Origin of the sequence: Vibrio sp. ECSMB14106 (assembly GCF_000972265.1) — a bacterium.
In the GTDB taxonomy this organism is placed as follows: domain Bacteria; phylum Pseudomonadota; class Gammaproteobacteria; order Enterobacterales; family Vibrionaceae; genus Vibrio; species Vibrio kanaloae.
The window spans coordinates 1-20405 of record NZ_LAUM01000011.1; the positions used below are offsets into that span (position 1 = coordinate 1).

General features: G+C 45.2%; 19 protein-coding genes and 1 tRNA gene. 9 read left to right on the forward strand and 11 right to left on the reverse strand.

The features are described 5' to 3' along the window. Positions 1 to 4: 4 nt before the first annotated feature. From WR49_RS09615 to rpsU, 5 genes are all read right to left on the reverse strand, one after another. A tRNA-Ile gene (locus WR49_RS09615) sits at positions 5 to 80 on the reverse strand. 165 nt (positions 81 to 245) lie between these two features. Then, positions 246 to 2087 carry an RNA polymerase sigma factor RpoD gene (gene rpoD, locus WR49_RS09620; RefSeq protein WP_017055998.1) on the reverse strand — a complete coding sequence of 614 codons (1842 nt, stop codon included), beginning with the start codon at positions 2085 to 2087 and terminating at the stop codon, positions 246 to 248. A 99-nt stretch (positions 2088 to 2186) separates the two neighbouring features. Beyond that, entirely contained in the window at positions 2187 to 3938 is a 1752-nt protein-coding gene (dnaG, locus tag WR49_RS09625; protein WP_046223857.1) for a DNA primase, read from the reverse strand. A 119-nt stretch (positions 3939 to 4057) separates the two neighbouring features. After that, positions 4058 to 4501: a GatB/YqeY domain-containing protein gene (locus WR49_RS09630; RefSeq protein ID WP_017056000.1), complete on the reverse strand. Its 444-nt coding sequence runs from the start codon at positions 4499 to 4501 to the stop codon at positions 4058 to 4060. Between the two features lie 25 nt (positions 4502 to 4526). Beyond that, positions 4527 to 4742 (reverse strand): 30S ribosomal protein S21, encoded by a 216-nt coding sequence (gene rpsU / locus WR49_RS09635; RefSeq protein WP_004396009.1) that lies wholly within the window; start codon positions 4740 to 4742, stop codon positions 4527 to 4529. Positions 4743 to 5000: 258 nt separating this feature from the next. On the opposite strand from rpsU, the gene tsaD reads away from it, so the two are divergent. Together tsaD and WR49_RS09645 are read left to right on the forward strand one after the other, a co-directional pair. Next, positions 5001 to 6020, forward strand: coding sequence for a tRNA (adenosine(37)-N6)-threonylcarbamoyltransferase complex transferase subunit TsaD (tsaD, locus tag WR49_RS09640; RefSeq protein WP_046223858.1), 1020 nt, complete (start codon positions 5001 to 5003; stop codon positions 6018 to 6020). Positions 6021 to 6118: 98 nt separating this feature from the next. Then, the gene (locus WR49_RS09645) at positions 6119 to 6934 is read left to right on the forward strand and encodes an alpha/beta fold hydrolase (RefSeq protein ID WP_046223859.1); all 816 of its coding nucleotides are present in this window, start codon (positions 6119 to 6121) and stop codon (positions 6932 to 6934) included. 92 nt (positions 6935 to 7026) lie between these two features. Here WR49_RS09645 and plsY read toward each other — a convergent pair whose 3' ends face one another. After that, positions 7027 to 7623, reverse strand: coding sequence for a glycerol-3-phosphate 1-O-acyltransferase PlsY (plsY, locus tag WR49_RS09650; RefSeq protein ID WP_017056003.1), 597 nt, complete (start codon positions 7621 to 7623; stop codon positions 7027 to 7029). A gap of 138 nt (positions 7624 to 7761) precedes the next feature. Here plsY and folB point away from each other — a divergent pair, with 138 nt between their 5' ends. The 3 genes from folB to WR49_RS09665 are packed head-to-tail and all read left to right on the forward strand — an operon-like array spanning position 7762 to position 9418. Beyond that, a complete protein-coding gene (gene folB, locus WR49_RS09655) occupies positions 7762 to 8121 on the forward strand; it encodes a dihydroneopterin aldolase (protein WP_017056004.1) in 360 nt (119 codons plus the stop codon). Next, complete coding sequence (gene folK / locus WR49_RS09660; RefSeq protein ID WP_017056005.1) at positions 8118 to 8600, forward strand: 2-amino-4-hydroxy-6-hydroxymethyldihydropteridine diphosphokinase; 483 nt, start codon at positions 8118 to 8120, stop codon at positions 8598 to 8600. The genes folB and folK overlap by 4 nt, the downstream gene beginning before the upstream one ends. Positions 8601 to 8614: 14 nt before the next feature. Then, positions 8615 to 9418 carry an undecaprenyl-diphosphate phosphatase gene (locus WR49_RS09665; protein ID WP_017056006.1) on the forward strand — a complete coding sequence of 268 codons (804 nt, stop codon included), beginning with the start codon at positions 8615 to 8617 and terminating at the stop codon, positions 9416 to 9418. A 100-nt stretch (positions 9419 to 9518) separates the two neighbouring features. On the opposite strand, the gene WR49_RS09670 is transcribed toward WR49_RS09665, so the two are convergent. Then, entirely contained in the window at positions 9519 to 10835 is a 1317-nt protein-coding gene (locus WR49_RS09670) for a multifunctional CCA addition/repair protein (RefSeq protein WP_046223860.1), read from the reverse strand. A gap of 36 nt (positions 10836 to 10871) precedes the next feature. Here WR49_RS09670 and WR49_RS09675 point away from each other — a divergent pair, with 36 nt between their 5' ends. Beyond that, positions 10872 to 12542: an ExeA family protein gene (locus WR49_RS09675; RefSeq protein ID WP_197078528.1), complete on the forward strand. Its 1671-nt coding sequence runs from the start codon at positions 10872 to 10874 to the stop codon at positions 12540 to 12542. Next, the gene (locus WR49_RS09680) at positions 12542 to 13492 is read left to right on the forward strand and encodes a general secretion pathway protein GspB (RefSeq protein ID WP_046223862.1); all 951 of its coding nucleotides are present in this window, start codon (positions 12542 to 12544) and stop codon (positions 13490 to 13492) included. Before WR49_RS09675 ends, WR49_RS09680 begins: the two co-directional genes overlap by 1 nt. 120 nt (positions 13493 to 13612) lie before the next feature. Here WR49_RS09680 and WR49_RS09685 read toward each other — a convergent pair whose 3' ends face one another. The 3 genes from WR49_RS09685 to WR49_RS09695 all read right to left on the reverse strand — a co-directional run bounded on the left by WR49_RS09685 (position 13613) and on the right by WR49_RS09695 (position 16502). Further along, positions 13613 to 14224, reverse strand: a complete 612-nt coding sequence (locus WR49_RS09685) for a TIGR04211 family SH3 domain-containing protein (protein ID WP_046223863.1) — start codon at positions 14222 to 14224, stop codon at positions 13613 to 13615. Between the two features lie 205 nt (positions 14225 to 14429). Beyond that, complete coding sequence (locus WR49_RS09690; RefSeq protein WP_017056011.1) at positions 14430 to 15692, reverse strand: inorganic phosphate transporter; 1263 nt, start codon at positions 15690 to 15692, stop codon at positions 14430 to 14432. A gap of 129 nt (positions 15693 to 15821) precedes the next feature. Beyond that, on the reverse strand, positions 15822 to 16502 hold the full coding sequence (locus WR49_RS09695; RefSeq protein ID WP_017056012.1) for a TIGR00153 family protein: 681 nt from the start codon (positions 16500 to 16502) through the stop codon (positions 15822 to 15824). A 207-nt stretch (positions 16503 to 16709) separates the two neighbouring features. Between WR49_RS09695 and WR49_RS09700 the strand changes: the two genes are divergently transcribed. Further along, a complete protein-coding gene (locus WR49_RS09700) occupies positions 16710 to 18227 on the forward strand; it encodes a CYTH and CHAD domain-containing protein (protein ID WP_046223864.1) in 1518 nt (505 codons plus the stop codon). A 39-nt stretch (positions 18228 to 18266) separates the two neighbouring features. On the opposite strand, the gene WR49_RS09705 is transcribed toward WR49_RS09700, so the two are convergent. Continuing rightward, on the reverse strand, positions 18267 to 19016 hold the full coding sequence (locus tag WR49_RS09705; RefSeq protein ID WP_046223865.1) for a potassium channel family protein: 750 nt from the start codon (positions 19014 to 19016) through the stop codon (positions 18267 to 18269). A 97-nt stretch (positions 19017 to 19113) separates the two neighbouring features. Between WR49_RS09705 and WR49_RS09710 the strand changes: the two genes are divergently transcribed. Then, a complete protein-coding gene (locus WR49_RS09710) occupies positions 19114 to 20370 on the forward strand; it encodes a methyl-accepting chemotaxis protein (RefSeq protein WP_017056015.1) in 1257 nt (418 codons plus the stop codon). Positions 20371 to 20405 lie beyond the last annotated feature (35 nt).

Consider the following 20405-nt stretch of genomic DNA (forward strand, 5'->3'; position numbering starts at 1 on the left):
AATTTGGTGGCCCCTCCCAGATTTGAACTGGGGACCGAACGATTATGAGTCGTGCGCTCTAACCACTGAGCTAAGGGGCCGTATAGGGCATAGATTATAGGGGAACCGTTCAATGGTGTCTAGACTCTATCGGGGCCAATTCCGCTTACATCTTAGCCACTTAAATCATACAGGCACAAAAAAGGTGAGCCAACGCTCACCTTTTCTATTTTAAGCTTAAAAGCTAACCACATTAAGGCGTGTGATTATTCGTCTAGGAAGCTGCGCAGGGTTTCTGAACGGCTTGGGTGACGAAGTTTACGCAGTGCTTTTGCTTCGATCTGACGGATACGCTCACGAGTTACGTCGAACTGCTTACCCACTTCTTCAAGAGTGTGGTCTGTGTTCATGTCGATACCGAAACGCATACGCAGTACTTTAGCTTCACGAGGAGTTAGGCCCGCAAGAACGTCTTTTGTTGCACCGCGTAGGCTTGTTGCCGTTGCAGAGTCTAAAGGTAGCTCAAGAGTCGTATCCTCGATGAAATCACCTAGGTGCGAATCTTCGTCGTCACCGATTGGTGTCTCCATTGAGATTGGCTCTTTAGCGATTTTCAGTACTTTACGGATCTTATCTTCAGGCATTTGCATGCGCTCAGCCAGTTCTTCCGGTAGTGGTTCACGACCCATCTCTTGTAGCATTTGACGAGAGATACGGTTTAGTTTGTTGATCGTTTCGATCATGTGAACCGGAATACGGATAGTACGAGCTTGATCAGCAATCGAACGAGTGATTGCTTGACGGATCCACCACGTAGCGTAAGTAGAGAATTTGTAACCACGACGGTATTCAAACTTATCTACGGCTTTCATTAGGCCGATGTTACCTTCTTGGATTAGATCCAAGAATTGTAGACCACGGTTTGTGTACTTCTTAGCAATCGAGATTACTAGACGTAAGTTTGCTTCAACCATCTCTTTTTTCGCACGACGAGCTTTCGCTTCACCGATAGACATACGACGGCTGATATCTTTAATGCTTTGAACCGTTAGAGACGTTTCACGCTCGATCATATCCAGTTTTTGGATAGAACGACGGATGTCGTGCTCGTTACGTTTGATCTTTTCAGCGTATGGCTTGTCTGAAGCAAGAACTTCATCCAACCATGCTTCGCTAGATTCATTACCAGTAAATAGGGCAATGAAAGATTTCTTCGGCATTTTACCGTACTCAACGGTTTGACGCATGATTAGGCGTTCTTGAGTACGTACTCGATCCATTGACGTGCGAAGTTCATTTACTAGGTAGTCAAACTGTTTTGGCGTCAGACGGAATTCTTTGAATACGTCTTGCATCATTGTTGTTGCAAGTGTTGCTTTCGGGCTCTCGTGGCCGTATTCATTGATTGCTAGCTGACGGTTTTGATAGCTAGTACGAAGTGCTGTAAACTTCTCAAGAGCAAGTTCAGGATCGATACCTGTATCTTCTTCCTCTTCCTCGTCGTCTTCAGCGTCTTCTTTGTCTTCGTCTTCCAGATCTGTTTTAGCAAGCTCTGAACCGATGTGTGTTGCCGTTGGCGCTGCAGTGCCATCGTCATCAGGGTCAACAAAGCCATTGATCAGGTCTGTTAAGCGAATCTCTTCTGCTTGTACGCGGTCAAACTGTTCCAAAATGTATGGAATGGTGCCTGGGTACTCAGCAACAGATAGTTGAACCGTATTGATACCATCTTCAATACGTTTCGCAATGTCGATTTCGCCTTCACGAGTCAGTAGTTCAACGGTACCCATTTCACGCATGTACATACGAACTGGGTCTGTAGTACGGCCAATCTCGCTTTCTACGCTTGAAAGCGCAGCAGCAGCAGCTTCAGCTGCATCTTCATCTATATTGGCATCGTCATCATTTAATGCTAGATCATCAGCATCAGGTGCAGTTTCTACTACCTTAATACCCATGTCGTTAATCATTTGAATGATGTCTTCTACCTGCTCAGAATCCACGATTTCTGCAGGTAGGTGGTCGTTTACTTCGGCGTAGGTCAGATAGCCTTGTTCCTTGCCTTTAATAACAAGTAATTTAAGCTGTGACTGCGGATTTTGATCCATAGATGATATCCAACTTCAGGTCTGGTGAAGGACGTTGCATTCTCAAATGCAAACCAATTATGTTAACAAATTTATTAAATGCTGACTAATCAAACAGGGTTACGCTTTTAGATCTAGCATTAAAGCTAGCAGCTCCCTTTTTTCTTCGGCTGATAAACCGACACTTCTTGCTTTGGCCTGCAGGTTTTCAATTTGTTTTTCAACGCACTGGGCAAGGATGTTGTCCAATGAATCTAAAAATATGTCTTCTTGGTTGTCTTCAACGAGGGGGATTTCCCAACTCGCGAGACGAGACAGAAGAGCCTCATGTTTGCTTTCTCGCCAATTTTCTAATAATTGGCCTGTGCTGATATGGGGGTTCACTTGGCAGATATCAAGTACTTCGACGAATAAACTTAGTCCCGGCAGTTGTAAGCCTTTGACACTTGATAAATCCGGCACCATATCAGCATAGCTCGGATTTTGGATAAGCAAAGCGATAACTTCACGCATCGGAGTGCGCTTGAGCTCTTTATGCGGTTGAGGTGTCGTGTTCTGTGTATGAACACGCGCACGTCTCAATTGGTTATCAAATCCAGTTCGCTCATCGAGCAGTTTTTCGAGCAGTTCTTGGAAGTAACTGTCAGGAATTTTGTTAATCAAGGCGCTGGCGTGTGCACGCAGTGCTGATTTCCCTTCGGTTGTTCCCAAGTTCAACTTGTGTATTTCAATCAGGTTATCGAACAAATAGGCCGAAAGCGGCGTCGCATTGTGGACCAGTTGTTCAAAAGCAGCTTTACCATGCTCTCTAATATAGCTGTCTGGGTCTTCACCGTCGGGCAAGAACAGAAACTTAAGCGTGTTGCCGGTTTTTAGGTACTCAAGGGCATTTTCTAGTGCGCGCCATGCCGCTTCTTTGCCTGCTCGGTCACCATCGTAACAACAAACCACAGTACTGGTTTGGCGGAACAACATTTGAACATGGTCACCAGTTGTCGAGGTGCCCAGTGATGCCACTGAGTAATCGACACCATATTGCGCGAGTGCCACGACATCCATGTAACCTTCAACCACAAGTATTTGCGGCGGTTCACGGTAGGCTTGCAGCACTTCGTAAAGGCCGTAAAGCTCTTTACCTTTATGGAAGATCGGCGTTTCTGGTGAGTTTAGGTATTTCGGTGTGCCATCTTCTAAAACACGACCACCAAACCCGATTACTCGGCCGCGACGATCGCGAATCGGGAACATCACGCGTCCACGGAATCGGTCGTATCGGTTGCCTTTATCGTTCTCTATTAACATGCCGCCAGTGACAAGCATGTCTTGGGCTTCTTTTTGCTGCCCAAAATTTTTACGAACCAAGTCCCACTCGTCGGCAACGTAACCAATACCAAACTTCTGGACGATTTCGCCAGACAGACCACGATTTTTTAGGTATTCAATCGCAGGTTTGTTGGCTGATATTTTGAGTTGTGAGCGATAGAACTGGCTGATGCCGCCCATCAAATCATAGAGGTTACGTTTTTGTTCGCTGTTGGCTCTTGGTGTTGTTGATATTTCGCCGCTGCGTTGCTCTCTTGGCACATCTAAGCCTAGAAATGAAGCAAGTTCTTCAATCGCCTCTACAAAGTCGAGGCGTTCGAACTCCATCATGAAGTCGATGGCATTACCATGCACGCCACAACCAAAGCAGTGATAAAACTGTTTTTCTTGGCTTACGCTGAAAGAGGGAGTTTTTTCGTTGTGAAATGGGCAACAAGCACCATAGTTTTTGCCTTTTTTCTTAAGTTTCACGCGTGCGTCCACAATATCGACAATGTCGAGACGCGCTAGGAGATCATCGATGAAACTACGCGGGATGTGTCCTGCCATAAAACCTTAGAAAAATGCACTAACTGAGAGTGTGGATCATAATAGTGTGAATAGGTTATAGATACAAACAAGCCGTGCGTTCCGAAGGATTGCACGGCTTGTTGCAATTTGATTTGGGATTAAGCGAGTTTAGAGCGAACTAAACCACTAACTTTACCCATATCTGCACGCCCTTGAATTTGTGGTTTCAAGATAGCCATTACTTTACCCATGTCTTGCATGCCCGCTGGTTGAGCTTCAGCGATTGCGCTATCAAGTAGTGCAATAACTTCTTCTTCTGTTAACGGTTGAGGCATAAAGCCTTCAAGTACAGCAATTTCTGCTTGTTCCACATCAGCAAGATCTTGACGATTTGCTAATTCATATTGAGCAACAGAATCGCGACGTTGCTTAACCATTTTAACTAATACAGCAAGGATGTCGTCGTCGTTCAGAGTGATCCGTTCGTCAACTTCACGTTGCTTGATTGCTGAAAGAGCTAAGCGGATAGTACCAAGGCGCGGTTTGTCCTTGGCTTTCATCGCTAATTTTTGCTCTTCTTTGAGTTGTTCAATAAGAGCCATAACTCAGTCCTTATGGATTAAGTTATTAGTACAGGCGAACGCGACGTGCGTTTTCGCGAGCTAGCTTCTTAGCGTGACGCTTTTGAGCTGCTGCTTTAGCGCGTTTGCGAACTGTAGTTGGCTTTTCGTAATGCTCGCGACGGCGAACTTCAGAAAGGATACCTGCTTTTTCACAAGAGCGCTTGAAACGACGTAGTGCAACGTCGAACGGTTCGTTTTCACGTACTTTAACTATTGGCATATGCCTTTCACCTCAGGGGTTATTCATTATCGCTGGCCACTCAGTACCAAATCAGAGAAGTTACCCATCGAGCTAACTCTCTATTCGCGTTTGGCCATTAACCAGCTTGATCAAAAATGGTGCGGAATTTTAATCCGATCACAGTGGCTTTGTAAAGCACTTTGTCGATTATAGTCTGTACAATATTTGTTTGAAGCGCTTAGGCAGGGTAATATTGCGCTAATTTCCCATTTTAGACGAAAGCGTGCCGAGAAAATTATGCGCATTATTGGTATTGAAACCTCTTGTGATGAGACAGGAATCGCGATTTATGATGATGAGCAAGGGCTACTTTCTCATCAATTATACAGCCAAGTAAAACTGCACGCCGATTACGGTGGTGTAGTACCTGAGCTTGCTTCACGTGACCACGTGAAGAAAACAATTCCTCTTATTAAAGCGGCATTAGCAGAAGCAAACCTAACGTCGAAAGACATTGACGGTGTGGCTTACACGGCTGGCCCAGGTTTAGTGGGCGCACTGCTTGTAGGTGCAACCATTGGCCGCAGTATTGCTTACGCTTGGGGTGTGCCTGCGGTGCCTGTTCACCACATGGAAGGTCACCTTCTTGCGCCTATGCTAGAAGATAACCCGCCACCATTCCCATTTGTAGCGTTGCTGGTTTCTGGCGGTCATACGATGATGGTTGAAGTGAAAGGTATTGGCGAGTATCGAATTCTTGGTGAATCGATTGATGATGCGGCGGGTGAAGCGTTTGATAAAACGGCGAAGTTGATGGGCTTAGATTACCCAGGTGGTCCGTTGCTATCTCGACTCGCAGAAAAAGGCACACCAGGTCGCTTTAAGTTCCCTCGTCCAATGACAGACCGCCCGGGCCTAGACATGAGTTTTTCTGGTCTGAAAACCTTTGCAGCGAATACGATTCGTGACAACGACAATGATGATCAGACTCGTGCGGATATTGCTTACGCGTTCCAAGAAGCGGTTTGTGCCACCTTGGTCATCAAATGTAAGCGTGCCTTGGTAGAGACGGGCATGAAACGTATAGTGATTGCCGGTGGTGTAAGTGCCAACAAACAACTGCGTGTTGAGCTCGAAGCACTGGCCAAAAAAGTTGGTGGTGAGGTGTACTACCCACGTACAGAGTTCTGCACTGATAACGGCGCCATGATTGCTTACGCAGGTATGCAGCGCCTGAAAAATGGTGAAACAGCCGATTTATCCGTTCACGCTACACCGCGTTGGCCGATTGATCAACTTGAGCCAATTGCTGAATAAAGCAGAGTGTTTAACATGCGGTCGCCTTGTGCGGCCGTTTTTATGTATCGTCGATTTATATACTTGAACGATATGCGTAGTAGAGATTAGGGAAGAAAATGAAACAGTTCATTGTAGACAATCAATCGATGGCGTACCTAGATGAAGGTGAGGGCCCGGTTGTTGTATTGGGTCACAGCTACCTTTGGGATAGCGCGATGTGGAAGCCACAGATTGAGGCGTTGAAAACTCAGTACCGTTGTATTGTGCCAGAATTTTGGTCTCATGGTGAGTCTCAAGCTGCACCGAACTCGATGCGTAACTTGAAGGACTACGCTCAGCACGTGTTGTCATTGCTGGATCATTTGGACATCGAAGAGTTCTCTGTTGTTGGCTTATCGGTTGGCGGCATGTGGGGAGCCGAGTTAGCGGAGCTAGCACCTGCGCGAATCAAGTCTTTGGTTCTAATGGATACTTTCGTTGGTCTAGAGCCAGAAGTCGCTCACGCTAAATACTTCCACATGTTAGATACCATCACCCAAACAAAGATGGTCCCTCAACCGATTGTAGAAGCGGTTGTGCCATTGTTTTTTGCTAACGATGCTCAAACAAACACACCCGATTTGGTTGTAGGCTTTACTCAGCAGCTATCGGCTCTTGAAGGTGAGCAAGCTGAAGAAGTCGCGCGAATTGGTCGAATGGTGTTTGGTCGCCGAGATATGATTGAAGCTGTAGAGAATTTTGCTCTGCCGGTTTTGATTGCCGTTGGACAAGAAGATAAACCGCGTCCGGTACTTGAGTCTTACTTAATGCATGATTGCATTACTGGCAGTGAGCTGGTGGTGATTCCTGATGCTGGCCATATTAGCTCGCTAGAGCAACCAGAGTTTGTGAATAAGATGTTGAAAGGCTTTTTAGACAAGCACCTACTTTAATCTATTCAGAGTCGAGTATCATTACTTGGCTGTAACTTTGTTCGACTTACACTTGTTTCTTCTGCTTGCTTCGGCTAGACATATAGAACGGTTTAAGTCGATTTTTTTTGTCCAATTTTTGGTTCACTGCCATCAAGTAGGCGACGGATATTCTGGTGATGACGCAGTACGATCAAGCAACATAGCATGGCAACTGGCAGCGTATATTGAGGTTTGACTAACCAAGCGTAAAATGGGGCAAGTAGCACAGTGACTATTGCTGCTAAAGAAGAATAGCGAAACAAAAACGCCATCACTAACCAAGTCGCCATGATCATTCCCGTTAGATCGAATCCAATTGGGGCGATGGCTCCGAGTGCCGTTGCGACGCCTTTACCACCTTTAAAGTGGAAGAATATTGGGTACATATGACCAAGGCATGCCGCAATCGCCACAACTCCTAAAATGATCGGATCGATCTTGAGATAGTAACCAAGCCAGACGGGGATCGTGCCTTTAAGCATGTCACAGAGTAGTACTGATGCCGCGGCACCTTTGCCTCCGACACGTAACACATTGGTTGCTCCGGGGTTATTCGAGCCCACCGTTCTTGGATCTGGGAGCCTTAAGACTCGGCATATCAAGACCGCACTAGAGATTGAGCCTAGCAAATAGGCTGCAATGATCATGATTAGTGCCAATGGGGTCATGTCTTTCCTTAAACGGTTATAAGCTTAACGGTGGGAAAATAATGCTCAATCTAAGAGTAATTGGTATCATATCTGGAATTACGCTAATAATACGTTTTTTTCCCCAATATGGGTATCCGACCTCTAAAAGGACAAGTCATGGCACTGGATAAAGTTTTCATTGAACAGCTAGAAGTAATTACAACGATCGGTGTTTACGATTGGGAGCAAGAGATTAAACAAAAACTTGTGCTCGATATTGAAATGGCTCATGACAACCGCCCAGCTGGCAAGAGTGATGATGTGGTTGATGCTTTGGACTACTCGACAGTGAGCACGGCCGTACTTGAACATATTGCTAATGGCCGATTCCTATTGGTTGAACGTGTAGCAGAAGAAGTCGCTGAATTAATTATGACTCAATTTTCAGTGCCGTGGATTAAGATCCGTTTAGCGAAGCCGGGCGCGGTACCACAAGCAAAATCCGTTGGCGTGATCATCGAAAGAGGTCAGGCATGACAATAGCCTATGTTGGTGTTGGCACGAACATAGACCGCGACAAGCATGCAAGGGTGGCATGGACAGAGCTTCAATCGTTAGGGACTAACCTTAAATGCTCTAAAATCTATCACTGTGAGCCTGTCGGTTTTAATAGCCACTCGTTTTATAACTTTGTGATAGAACTCGACACATCACTCTCATTGACTGAATTTTCACAGCAACTGCGTAAAATTGAGTTTAAATGGGGTCGTTCTCAAGATGCGCATAAACTTCAAGATCGAAAGCTCGACCTTGATATTGTGCTGTTTGGAGAGGTGGTTTCTGAGAGTGATCCAGAATTACCACGCAGTGATATCTATAAATACCCTTTTGTAACACAACCACTTTATGATCTCTGTCCTGCGAGAGTGATCCCGCAAGACGGAAGAACTGTCCGTGAAATATGGCAGAAGATGCAGCAATTAGACTCGCTCTCTGTCGTAAATATAAAATTATAATTTTAAGGTAAGTAATGAGTTATTTTGAAGCGTTTATGTTGGCGTTGGTACAAGGCTTTACTGAATTTCTACCTATTTCCAGTTCCGCTCACTTAATCCTTCCTTCGGCTGTATTAGGCTGGGAAGATCAAGGCTTGGCTTTTGATGTCGCTGTCCATGTCGGTACTTTGGCGGCTGTGGTGATCTATTTCCGCAAAGAAGTTGTGTCTCTTTTGAGTGCTTTCTTTGGCTCGGTATTTAAGGGGGATCGCAGTAAGGAAGCAAAATTGGCGTGGATGATCATTCTCGCGACGATTCCAGCCTGTATCTTTGGCCTGCTGATGAAAGATATTGTCGAGCTTTATTTACGCAGTGCGTGGGTCATTGCCACGACCACAATTGTCTTTGGTCTGTTGCTATGGTGGGTCGATAAAAACTCAAGTCTGCGTGATGACGAATATCAAGCCGGTTGGAAAAAAGCGTTGTTTATTGGCCTCGCTCAGGCAATGGCGATCATTCCGGGGACATCGCGTTCTGGTGCGACCATTACCGCGGCACTTTATCTTGGTTTTACTCGTGAAGCCGCGGCTCGATTCTCATTCTTAATGTCTATTCCAATCATCACTTTGGCTGGTGGTTACTTAGGTCTAAAGCTGGTGACGAGTGGTGATCCAATCCATGTAGGTACTTTGCTTACGGGTATCGCGGTTTCTTTTATTAGTGCTTATATCTGCATTTACTTTTTCTTGAAGCTTATTTCGCGGATGGGCATGACACCGTTTGTTATCTACCGCTTGATTCTCGGTTTTGGTCTGTTTGCTTTCTTAATGATGCAGTAGCACTCGACTTACGTAGGCAAATGTTGCGTCCTAAAGATTGAAACGAAAAAACCCGCTTAGTCGCGGGTTTTTTAATGCATGGTAATCAGCGTTATGAAGATCAATGATCTGCAAGTTCTGATAGGGCGTTTTCAATCGCGGTAGCTCTACGCTTCTCTTGCTCTTCTCGAATATCTTTACCTTGAAAACCATCGGCAATAATCGCTTTAACTTCGACTTGTAACGCGGCTTGATAAGCTGCCTCAAAACGCGCTTTTTGAGGATAAGGCTGAGTTTCTAATCCTTTACGGCCTGCATGGTCGGCTTGGCAGCAAAGCAATATGTCGTTGAGCCTCTCAGGCTTGCGCCAAACATCAAACTTGTTGAGAACCTTGAGAAAGGTCGTCGGTTTGAGTTCACCCGCACGGTGAATATTAGAGTGTTGCTCACAGACTAACAGTGCGAGATCTCTAAATTCATTAGGCACTCTTACTCTGTCACATAGCTTCTTAATGATCTTCAAGCCAGTATGACAGTGCATTTTGTGGCTTGGCCACTCGATTTCTGGCGTAATACCTTTACCTAAATCATGCACTTGAGCGGCAAAACGCACGGGTAACGATGGGCTTAATAGCGCAGCTTGCTGAGCCACCATCAGAGTGTGAATCCCCGTGTCGATTTCTGGGTGCCACTTTTCAGGTTGAGGTACACCAAACAAGGCATCAATTTCTGGAAGAACGACCGCTAATGCACCGCACTCTCTTAAAACCGAGAGGAACACTTCAGGGTGTGGTGTACTGAGTGATTTGTGCCACTCTTGCCAAACTCGCTCTGCGGTAAGGTGTGCCAGTTCACCAGATTGCACGATCTCACTCATCATCACCATGGTTTCAGGTGCGACTGTAAAGTTGAGGTGGTGAAGTTTGGCAGCGAAACGCGCAACACGCAGCACACGAAGCGGGTCTTCAACAAAAGCATCGGAAACATGTCTTAAAATGCGATTTGAGAGATCTTGTTGGCCGTGGTAAGGATCGTAAAGCTGGCCTTTGTCATCTTGAGCGATGGCGTTGATCGTCAGATCTCGACGCATCAGATCTTCTTCTAGGCTTACGTCTGGGGCAAAGTAACATTCGAAGCCGGTGTAACCAGAGCCTGACTTTCTTTCGGTACGAGCCAGTGCGTGTTCTTCTTTAGTTTTTGGATGCAGGAATACGGGGAAGTCTTTACCTACAGCCGAGAAACCAAGGCTTTTCATCTCTTGAGGGGTACTTCCTACCACGACCCAATCTCTATCATAACTGTCAATATTAAGCAGTTTATCGCGCACTGCTCCACCGACAAGATAGCGTTGTAGGCCATTACCTTTTGGTAGGCTATCGTATATTTGCAACTTATCACCTCGAAATGTTTTATCACTGCTGGACTTTACGGCAAGCAATGGTACTTTCCATTAATCGTAATTATAGGGCAGCACATGTATAAGGAATATTTTGGCTTTGTTGAGATGCCATTTTCGATTGTACCAAATTCTCGCTATTTGTTTTTGAGTCAGCGCCACCAAGAGGCGATGCAGAACCTACAAGCCGGTTTAGGCGAGGGTGGGGGCTTTGCAATGCTTACTGGTGAGGTTGGTACTGGTAAAACAACGGTCGCTAAAGCGATGTTGTCTTCACTCGATAATCAGACTCAAGCAGGCCTTATACTCAACCCTACGTTTTCGAATACCGATTTGCTTGAAGCTATCTGTGATGAGTTTGAGGTGGAATACCCTGAACAAGCATCGCTCAAGCAGCTGAGTCAGGCGATTCATCATTTTCTGCTTGATAGCCATGCAGACGGTATTCAAACCTTATTGGTTATTGATGAAGCTCAGCACCTCGCTGCCGATGTGTTGGAGCAGTTACGCCTTCTAACCAATTTGGAAACCGACAGTCGCAAGTTGTTAAAAGTGCTGTTGGTTGGCCAACCGGAATTGCAGCAACATCTACAGACCACGCAATTGCGTCAGCTTGCTCAGCGCATTACTGGTCGTTATCACTTACTGCCTCTTAATACTGAAGAAACGGGTAAGTACATCGCGTTTCGTTTGGAAACCGCGGGTGGTGAGCAGATGTTGTTTTCCAACCGTTCTATCAAGCTGATCGCCCAATATACTCATGGTATTCCAAGGTTGATTAACTTGGTGTGTGATAAAGCACTGCAGTTAGCTTTCCATGATGGTGAGCAAATGCCCTCAAATGAGACGGTTAACCGAGCTTGTCAGCAGATTATGGCTTTTCAAGCTGAGGTGTATCATGTTGAAAGCCCTCGAGTTACCCACGTAGCAGCTACATTATTTCAATACGTAGGAATTGCCACGTTAAGTGTTGGCCTCGCGGTAGCGACGTTTAACTTTGCCCCAGCATACATAGATTCATGGTTACCGCCTAAAAGTTCCAACGAAGCACAACTTCCAGTATCTGTAGAAGCTCAGCGCTCTTTGGTAGCAGAGGCTCCTAAATTAGTCGTTGAGCCTGAACCTTCTAAGTTTGAATTACCCAAACACATTCAGCAGCACTTGATGCTGGGAACTAACCGATCTCTTGCTATTCAGGATCTTTATACCCTGTGGGGGTATCAATCTTCCCTGCGAGATGGTTTGTGCTTGAGTGAGCCACAAAGTGTCTTTGTGTGCGAGCAGCAGCAGGCCAATTTAGATACATTGTTAGAACTTAGTGTACCTGTGGTACTTAATCTCGACATAGACCAAAAGCCAGTGTTTGCTGTGCTGTATGGTGTGTCTGAGGATTCTGTCGAGTTACTGGTGAATGAAAAGCTCTTGGTGATGCCGAAGCAATCCTTAGAGAAAATTTGGCAAGGCGATTATGTCGCGATTTGGAAACAGCCGCTAAGAGAGATGCTTAAACAAGGCCATCGAGGTGAGGCGATTGCGTTGCTTGATCTGTTACTGTCTGAAGTATTGGGTGAAGGTGTCTCTGGCAGTGATGTGTTCGACGATGAGTTAAAAATGAAAGTTGAAGCTTTTCAGGCTTGGCAGGGGATATCTGTAGACGGCATCGCTGGAAAACAGACGTTAACAAGATTACAAAGATTAGCTCAACTTGACTCTCCCAAGTTGATGTCACTAGAAGGGGGCGAAAGCTAATGTCACGTATTATGCACGAACTTAAACTGTCGTCTCACAAACAATCTTCTATTAATAAACCCGCCTTCAAAGGCTACCAGAATCATCATGTTCCTAATTCTGCAAAAGGGGTTAGCAACAAACGAGGTTCATCGTTAGCGATGGGGTTGCTCTTAATCTTGGTTCCTTCTTTGTTGGTGGGTGGCGTTCTGGCTTATCAATCGTATAGCCAACAACAGTTGTTCTCGGCCAATCAACCAGTCAGTCTCGTGCAACCAGAGTCAAAGACTCAGCCTGAGCTTGAAACTCAAAGGATTGAAACCAGAACACAGACTGAAGCTACAGGGGTGGAAGTTGATGAAGCGTTGTTTGCTGTTCGTGTAGCGCCGACAAGTAAAACGTTAAAAGTATTACCTCGCCAAGAAATGTATACGCAGATTGAGCTTGAAAGTACCAATGTCGCAGCTGACGCAGCAGTAGTGATGGCCAATACTAATAGCACAACGCAAACAACAGCCAGTGCTGAGTCAGGTCGTGCTCAACCAACGGTTCAGTCAAGTATGACCGGTGAGAGTAACGAGTTGCAATCGGATAGTGACTTGCTGAAAGGTTTAGACTTCAGTGAGTTACCACCTGAATTGGCATTGAAGCTTGAATCCATCATGGGCGAGCAACAAAGCGCGCCTGAGCCGATGGATTCTAGACCCGCAGGGAAAACGGGTTCTCAGGTCATTGAGTTGGAAACGCATACCAATAGCTTATCTGGAGTGTTGCCTAAGTTAGACCTACAAACTCATATGTACTCGAGTAGTGAAACCAAACGCTGGGTCAAAGTGAATGGCCAAGAAGTGGCTCAAGGGGAGTGGATAGGACAAGAGATTCAGTTGTTAGAGGTTAAGCCCCAATCGGTGATTATTGAGTTCAACCAGCAGAAGATAGAGATCCCAGCCCTGTACGAATGGCAAGGCTAGTGGAAAAGCGAGATTGTTTGAGTTGATGACCAAAGTGACAGGCAAATAAAAAGGAGCCCCGCGGTGCTCCTTTTTGATATTTGATACTGAGTTCACTGTACCTGACACAAAACGATAAGCTTACGCCCAACCGTTTGGCGACTTTCTGCGACGAGGCATAATGTGTGGCAGGATAAGGCCAAGAAGTAAACCAACACCAGCAACACCACCACCGTACATGAAGTACTTCAATAATAGGTCATCTTTCTGAGTATCTAGTTTAGCACGCAGTTCACGGTTTTCTGTTTGAGAGCTCGTGAGCTGTTGGCTAATCTCGCTGTAGTTTTGCTCAAGTTCAGCAATTTGCTTGTTACGAGACTCTAGAGAGCTGGCTAGACCTGCTTTTTCACTGTCAGCACTTTGGCGTGCATTGGCTAGTTTGCCCTTTACCTCTGTTAACTCTTTCTCTAGTTTCGGCATGCGCAGTGCCATACTTTCTTGAGTGCTTACAAACTTACTCTCAACCCAACCTTTACGGCCACGGTTGTCTTGGATCTGAGTGTAACCCGTGCTCTTGTTTGTTTGTAGATATGTAATCTTTTCACCAGCATCAACACTGCCGATAATACGGTAGGTATTGTTTGGGCCAGAATGCATATAAGTAAACAGTTTGTCAGCAATATAACGGTCTTGTGCAAAGGCAGCTGGAGCCGCAATCATTGCGAACAAAACTAAGCTAATCAGTTTTTTCACAGTAAATCCCTTAACGATTCAAATTGGGTAGGCGTATGAGTCTGCCTCAATCAGCAAATGATATTTAGTTTTTTTATGTGGTGCAACAAAGAAGGGAGGCAAAGCCTCCCTTTCTGTGCGTTTGAGTCAATAATGACATGACATTTACATATCATTACTGAAACTTACCGTTTTCTGACGCTAGTGCTTACTAGCGCAAGGGCTATTACATGGTAAACATAGCCTGAATTGCATAAAAGAATACAACAGCAAGTAGAGCACCTGCTGGCAGTGTTACAATCCAAGAAGCTACGATGTTACGCACAACGCCTAGGTTTAACGCTGCGATACCACGAGCAAAACCTACACCTAAAACCGCACCAACCAATGTTTGCGTGGTTGAAATTGGAAGGCCAGTACCAGAAGCAAGTACAACCGTACATGCTGTAGCTAACTGAGCGGCAAAGCCACGGCTAGGTGTTAGTTCTGTAATACCAGTACCAACCGTTGCCATTACTTTATGACCCATGGTAGCAAGACCAACAACGATACCAATACCACCGAGAGGAAGAATCCACCATGCGATAGTGCTCTTACCTGAGATTTCACCCATGTGCTCAACGGTTGAAACAACCGCAGATAGAGGACCAATCGCGTTAGCTACGTCGTTTGAACCGTGTGCGAATGCCATGGCACAAGCCGTGATAACCATAAGCACGCTGAAGATACCTTCAACGCCAGCAAAGCCATGGTCTTCTTCGCGATTAGCAAATTTCTTTTGAATGTATAAGTAACCGCCAACCATGACGACAGCAGAAACACCTGCCGCCCATAACCATGCTTCAGTACCGCTTAGGTGAAGGCCAACGTGTTTAAGACCTTTCTTGATCGTTACAAGTGCAATAACCATTGTCGTAATGAACATGTACACAGGTACAAAACGTTTAGCGTTAAACAGCGGGTTTTCTGTATCGAATATCAGTCGCTGAGCACTTACAAAAATGAGATAGGCAAAGATACCGGAAATCAACGGTGTGACAATCCAACTACCCACAATACCTTGGACGCTGTTCCAGTCTACAGCTTCAGTACCTACAGACACACAAGCAAAACCGATGATTGCACCGATGATAGAGTGAGTCGTTGATACTGGCCAGCCCATGTATGATGCTAGAAGCAACCATGTACCAGCAGCCAGTAGCGCAGACATCATACCGTACACAAGTACATCCGGTTGATGAGCGAAGAGAGATGTTTCGATAACACCTTTACGGATCGTGTCAGTTACTTCGCCACCCGCAAGGTAAGCACCTGCGAACTCAAAGATCATTGCGATAATGATCGCTTGTTTTACAGTTAGAGCTTTAGAGCCTACTGAGGTGCCCATTGCGTTCGCAACGTCATTTGCACCAATACCAATAGCCATCAAGAAACCGAAAGCTGCTGCAACAATAATCAGGACAGTGCCGTAGTTAGCAAGGATATCCATCGTAATACCTAGTTGTTTGATAACAAGCGGAGCAAATTTAGACGCAAAAAACCGCTCAGCGAGAGAAATACTCAGCGCATAAGTGGTTTGGTTGAAAAAGTGCTCTTCGTTATATGGTTAACGTATGATTTAAGATCGAGAAAGCATTACTTCAAGACGAGCGCCAACACGCTGTGCTTGATCTGCAATACCACCAACCCATTCAAGAATCTTGTATAAGAACATGATGTCAACTGGATTCAGATCGCCTTCAATCGCCATTAGCTGCTGGCGTAGTTCGATCTGCATCGCGTCGGTATCATCTTCAATAACATCTAATTGATGAATCATTTCAGCAACGAGTGTTACTTCACGGCCTTTAAAGCCAGTTTCAAGTAATTCGTCTAGTTCGTTGATTACTTTTTGTGCTTGGTTCGCTGCGTCTAGGCAACGTTTAACGTAAGCGATGAAGTTCTGTTGCATTGGCGCTGGAATGACAAGTTGGCGACCATATACACGGCCAGCAATGTCTTTCGCTAGGTTTGCAAGTTTGTCTTGTTGAGTTAATAGCTCCAACATATCGGTGCGATCAACTGGCATAAACAAACCGCGAGGAAGTTTCAGGCGAATTTCACGTTTTAGTACGTCAGCTTCTTTCTCAAGGTGAGAAATTTGAGCTCGAATTTCTGATGCTTTTTCCCAATCACCTTTTGAAGATACTTCAAAGAAATTAATCAGGTGAGAACAACATTCGTTCACGCATACCACGTGACGCTGCAAAGGTTTAATTGGGGACTTTGCAAATAACCCCATAATTGTATTTACTGGCATGGTCATCCAACCTAATAAATAATAACCTTAAAACAACATACACCATATTCACGGTGAAATGTTAAGCGATGGCTACAAAGTCGCGCATGTTAACCTAATCAATCTCTCATTAAAACTGTTTTAGATCATCATAAGGGCGATATTTCTGACTTGCCGAGTGTTCAAATTGGCAATATCCTGTCCCTATCTTCACAGAAAGGTATAACTATGGAAACCGAGATAGAACTGAAGTTTTTTGTTTCGCCTGATTTTTCAGAGACTTTACGCAATAAAATTTCTGAAACTAAAGTACTTCAGCACAGTTGTCGTGAGCTAGGTAACATCTACTTTGACACCCCTGACAACTGGTTACGTAAGCACGATATCGGCTTGCGCATTCGACGCTTTGATGACGTATTTGTACAAACCGTAAAGACTGCAGGACGTGTTGTTGCCGGCTTGCATCAAAGGCCTGAATACAATGCCGAACACGACAATAACGAACCTAAGTTATCTTTGCACCCTGAGGACATTTGGCCAGAGGAGAAAGATATCGACGCGCTGCAAGCTGAGCTTACGCCTCTTTTCTCTACTAACTTCACTCGTGAACAATGGTTGATTGGCATGCCTGATGGTAGCCAGGTTGAGGTTGCGTTCGACCAAGGCTTTGTTGAGTCTGGTGAACTGCAAGAGCCTATTTGTGAAGTTGAGTTAGAACTTAAATCAGGCCAAACGGACGCTCTGTTTACTCTATCTCGCCAATTTTCTGAGCATGGTGGCATGCGCCTCGGTAACCTCAGTAAGGCAGCCAAAGGGTATCGTCTTGCTCAAGGTTACCAAGGAGATGAAGTGACTCCTTTAACCTTAGTTGATACCGACAAAAGTGACACCGTTGAATCGTGTTTTATTCAATCGTTAGAGCATGCTCTCGCTCATTGGCATTATCATGAGCAGATTTTCACAGAACGCCAATCAATAGAAGCACTGCATGAGATCAGTCATTCGCTGAGCTTTATTCGTCAAACCTTCACCATTTATGGCGGTATTGTACCAAGACGTGCAAGTGCTATTTTACGCCAAGAGTTGAAGTGGCTTGAGCAAGAACTCGATTGGCTAAAAACCTATGACCACTTTGAAGATTTGCTGGAAGATAAAGGCCATGTCCTGCGTAAGTTAGATGCCCGTAAGTTTTTAGTGACTGAGCTGAAAGAGATGCAAGATCAACTTCCAGACCGCGAAGAGCTTCTTACCTTACTGAGTTCTTCTCGCTACACAGGGCTATTATTAGACCTAAGCCGTTGGATTTTATCTCGTGGTTGGCAGCCGTTTTTAGACGATAAAGCTCGTGAGCAAATGGCTCGTGGTATTGAATGGTTTTCGGTGCAACAGCTTGATCGTACGTGGGCAGATCTCATGGAAGTTTTTCCACCAGAACGAGTGATGACGAGCCAAGCGTATATTGACCAACAATACCGTTTGATGCGCAGTCTATATACCGGCGTCGGTTTTGCGAGTTTATACGACGATGTTGAACGCAACAGTTTCCGCTTACCGTGGGCCGACATGGTACAAGGGATTGATGATTTGCTGATGCTAAGAACGCTAGAGCCGCTGACTGAAAAGTTGGAAGGTGATGAGAAAGTTCAATTGGAACGTTGGTTAGCTCGCCAAGAAGTGTCCATTTTGCATGCAATGGAGCAGACGCGCCAAATCAGTGTAGAAGTTGAGCCGTACTGGCAAGACTAAACCCCACACCAATATGAATGATAAAATAGGGCTTCGGTCCTATTTTTTTGTTTGTTGCTCAAGCCTTTCTAGCCGTTCGAGTATCAATTGTTGCTGCTCTAGAATCTTATCCAGTTTACGTTCTTTATTCTCCAATTGCTGATTTTGTAAATCGGTTGGAGAAGTGATGAGTGAGGTTATCAAACCTGAAATCATACCAAAAACACCTACCCCACAAACGATAACTAGAGAAGCAACCAGTTTTCCTGAATTGGTCACTGGAAAGTGATCACCGTAACCAACGGTACTGATTGTTACGAAAGCCCACCACAAAGCATCATAGCCGGTAGTAATGTTTGCGTTAGGAGCTTTGTGTTCTAACAACAGAATGGTACCGGCGCCGATAGTAAGCAAAATTACCAATAACAGAATGATTGAGGCGAGAGTGGTCTCTCTGCGGTTGCGAAACAGTTCTCTGAAAATGCGCTTGCTGGAGCGTAATACCAAGATGACACGCAATATCTGAAATATACGAGCAAAACGAAGCGGTTCGATCATTGGAATGCTCGCCAAAAAGTCGATCCAATGAACTTTTAAGAATTCGGTTTTGTTTTGTGATCTGAGTAGGTCTATTGTGAGCTGAAAAAGAAAAACACTACAGATTATAAAATCGAGGCCGATAAGGACTTGTTTCGATTCTTTATCAATTGGTGCAAACAATAAGCCTGAGATCACAAATAACGCTAGGAAAGAGAGAATCAGTGATAATAAGCTCATCGGCTTGGCTGTGTCTTTGATACTATTTAACATTCATACGAGGCTCAAAATAAATTGCGAATTTTGACTGACATAGCCATGTCGCGGATATAGAAGCCATCAATATATAAGAGTTAATGGAGAACTGACAATGACTAAAGTGTCATTCAAGCCGTGGGAAAGGGTAATCTCTGACGTTCGTCTCGTTCCGAAAATGATCATGCTGATGGTATTCAGCACGATTTTGATCATTTCAAAGCAGCTATGGGACGCAAGTACGTTTTACGATTCATTGCTTGCAGCAACAAACAATACCCAAGTTGCCCAGCAGCATTATGAAACTTACCTCGTTCAAGTAGCTTGGCAAACCGCCTTGATGATCATTGTATTTGTGGTTCTTCTATTAGCAGCAGCTCGCGTTATGCTCCGTCAAACGCAATACTTGAATGATGCAATCAAAACGATGGCAGACAAGAATCTGTCAGTGCCAATTCATATGGATTGTAAGGATGAATACGGCGATGTGGCACGCGAACTCGAAAAAACGCGAGTTCAATTGAACGACATGATCAAAACTCAGGTAGCCTCTTCAGATGAGTTATTTGCTTTGACAGAAGTGATGACCATCAGCATGTCGGAAACCAAAGATTCGGCTCAAGAAGAGTTCAATGAGATCGATCAGCTTGCGACAGCAATGAGTGAGATGACGTCAACGGTACAAACCGTAGCCGAACATGCACAAAGTGCCTCTTCTCTAACAGAGCAGGCATCAGGCCAAGCATTGACAGGTCAGAAGTTCGTGCAGGGATCGGTTTCTAAGATGAGTGAACTGTCTTCCGACATCGCAGCTTCAGCTGCGGCGGTAAACCAAGTTGAAGAGCGCGTTGATTCAATCGGCAGCGTGGTTGGTACTATCCAAGGTATTTCAGAACAAACCAACTTACTGGCGTTAAACGCAGCGATTGAAGCGGCGCGTGCAGGTGAGGCGGGTCGCGGTTTTGCTGTTGTTGCCGATGAGGTTCGTAATCTTGCACAGCGTACTCAGCAAGCGACAGTAGAAATCCAAGACATGATCAGCCACCTGCAAAGCAGTGCTAACTCCGCGGTTGGGCTGATGGAGAAAAGTGTTGTGGAAGCAGCAGAAGGCGTTGATCTGGTGACTAATGCAGGCTCTGAGCTTGATGGTATCGTCAGCCAAGTCAACCAAATCAATGATATGAACTTCCAGATCGCAACCGCTGCGGGCCAACAAAGCAGTGTTGCTGAAGAGATGAGCGTTAACCTGACCAATGTTCGTGAACTTGTTGAAGCATCTGTAGTGGTGGTTGGCGAGCTTCTTGAGACTTCCCAGCTTATGGAAAGCAACGCGCAAGAGCTCGACGGTAAGATTAAGCAGTTTAAGGTTTAGCCTTTAAAGCCTAATCTTTACCTCTAAGAGTTATG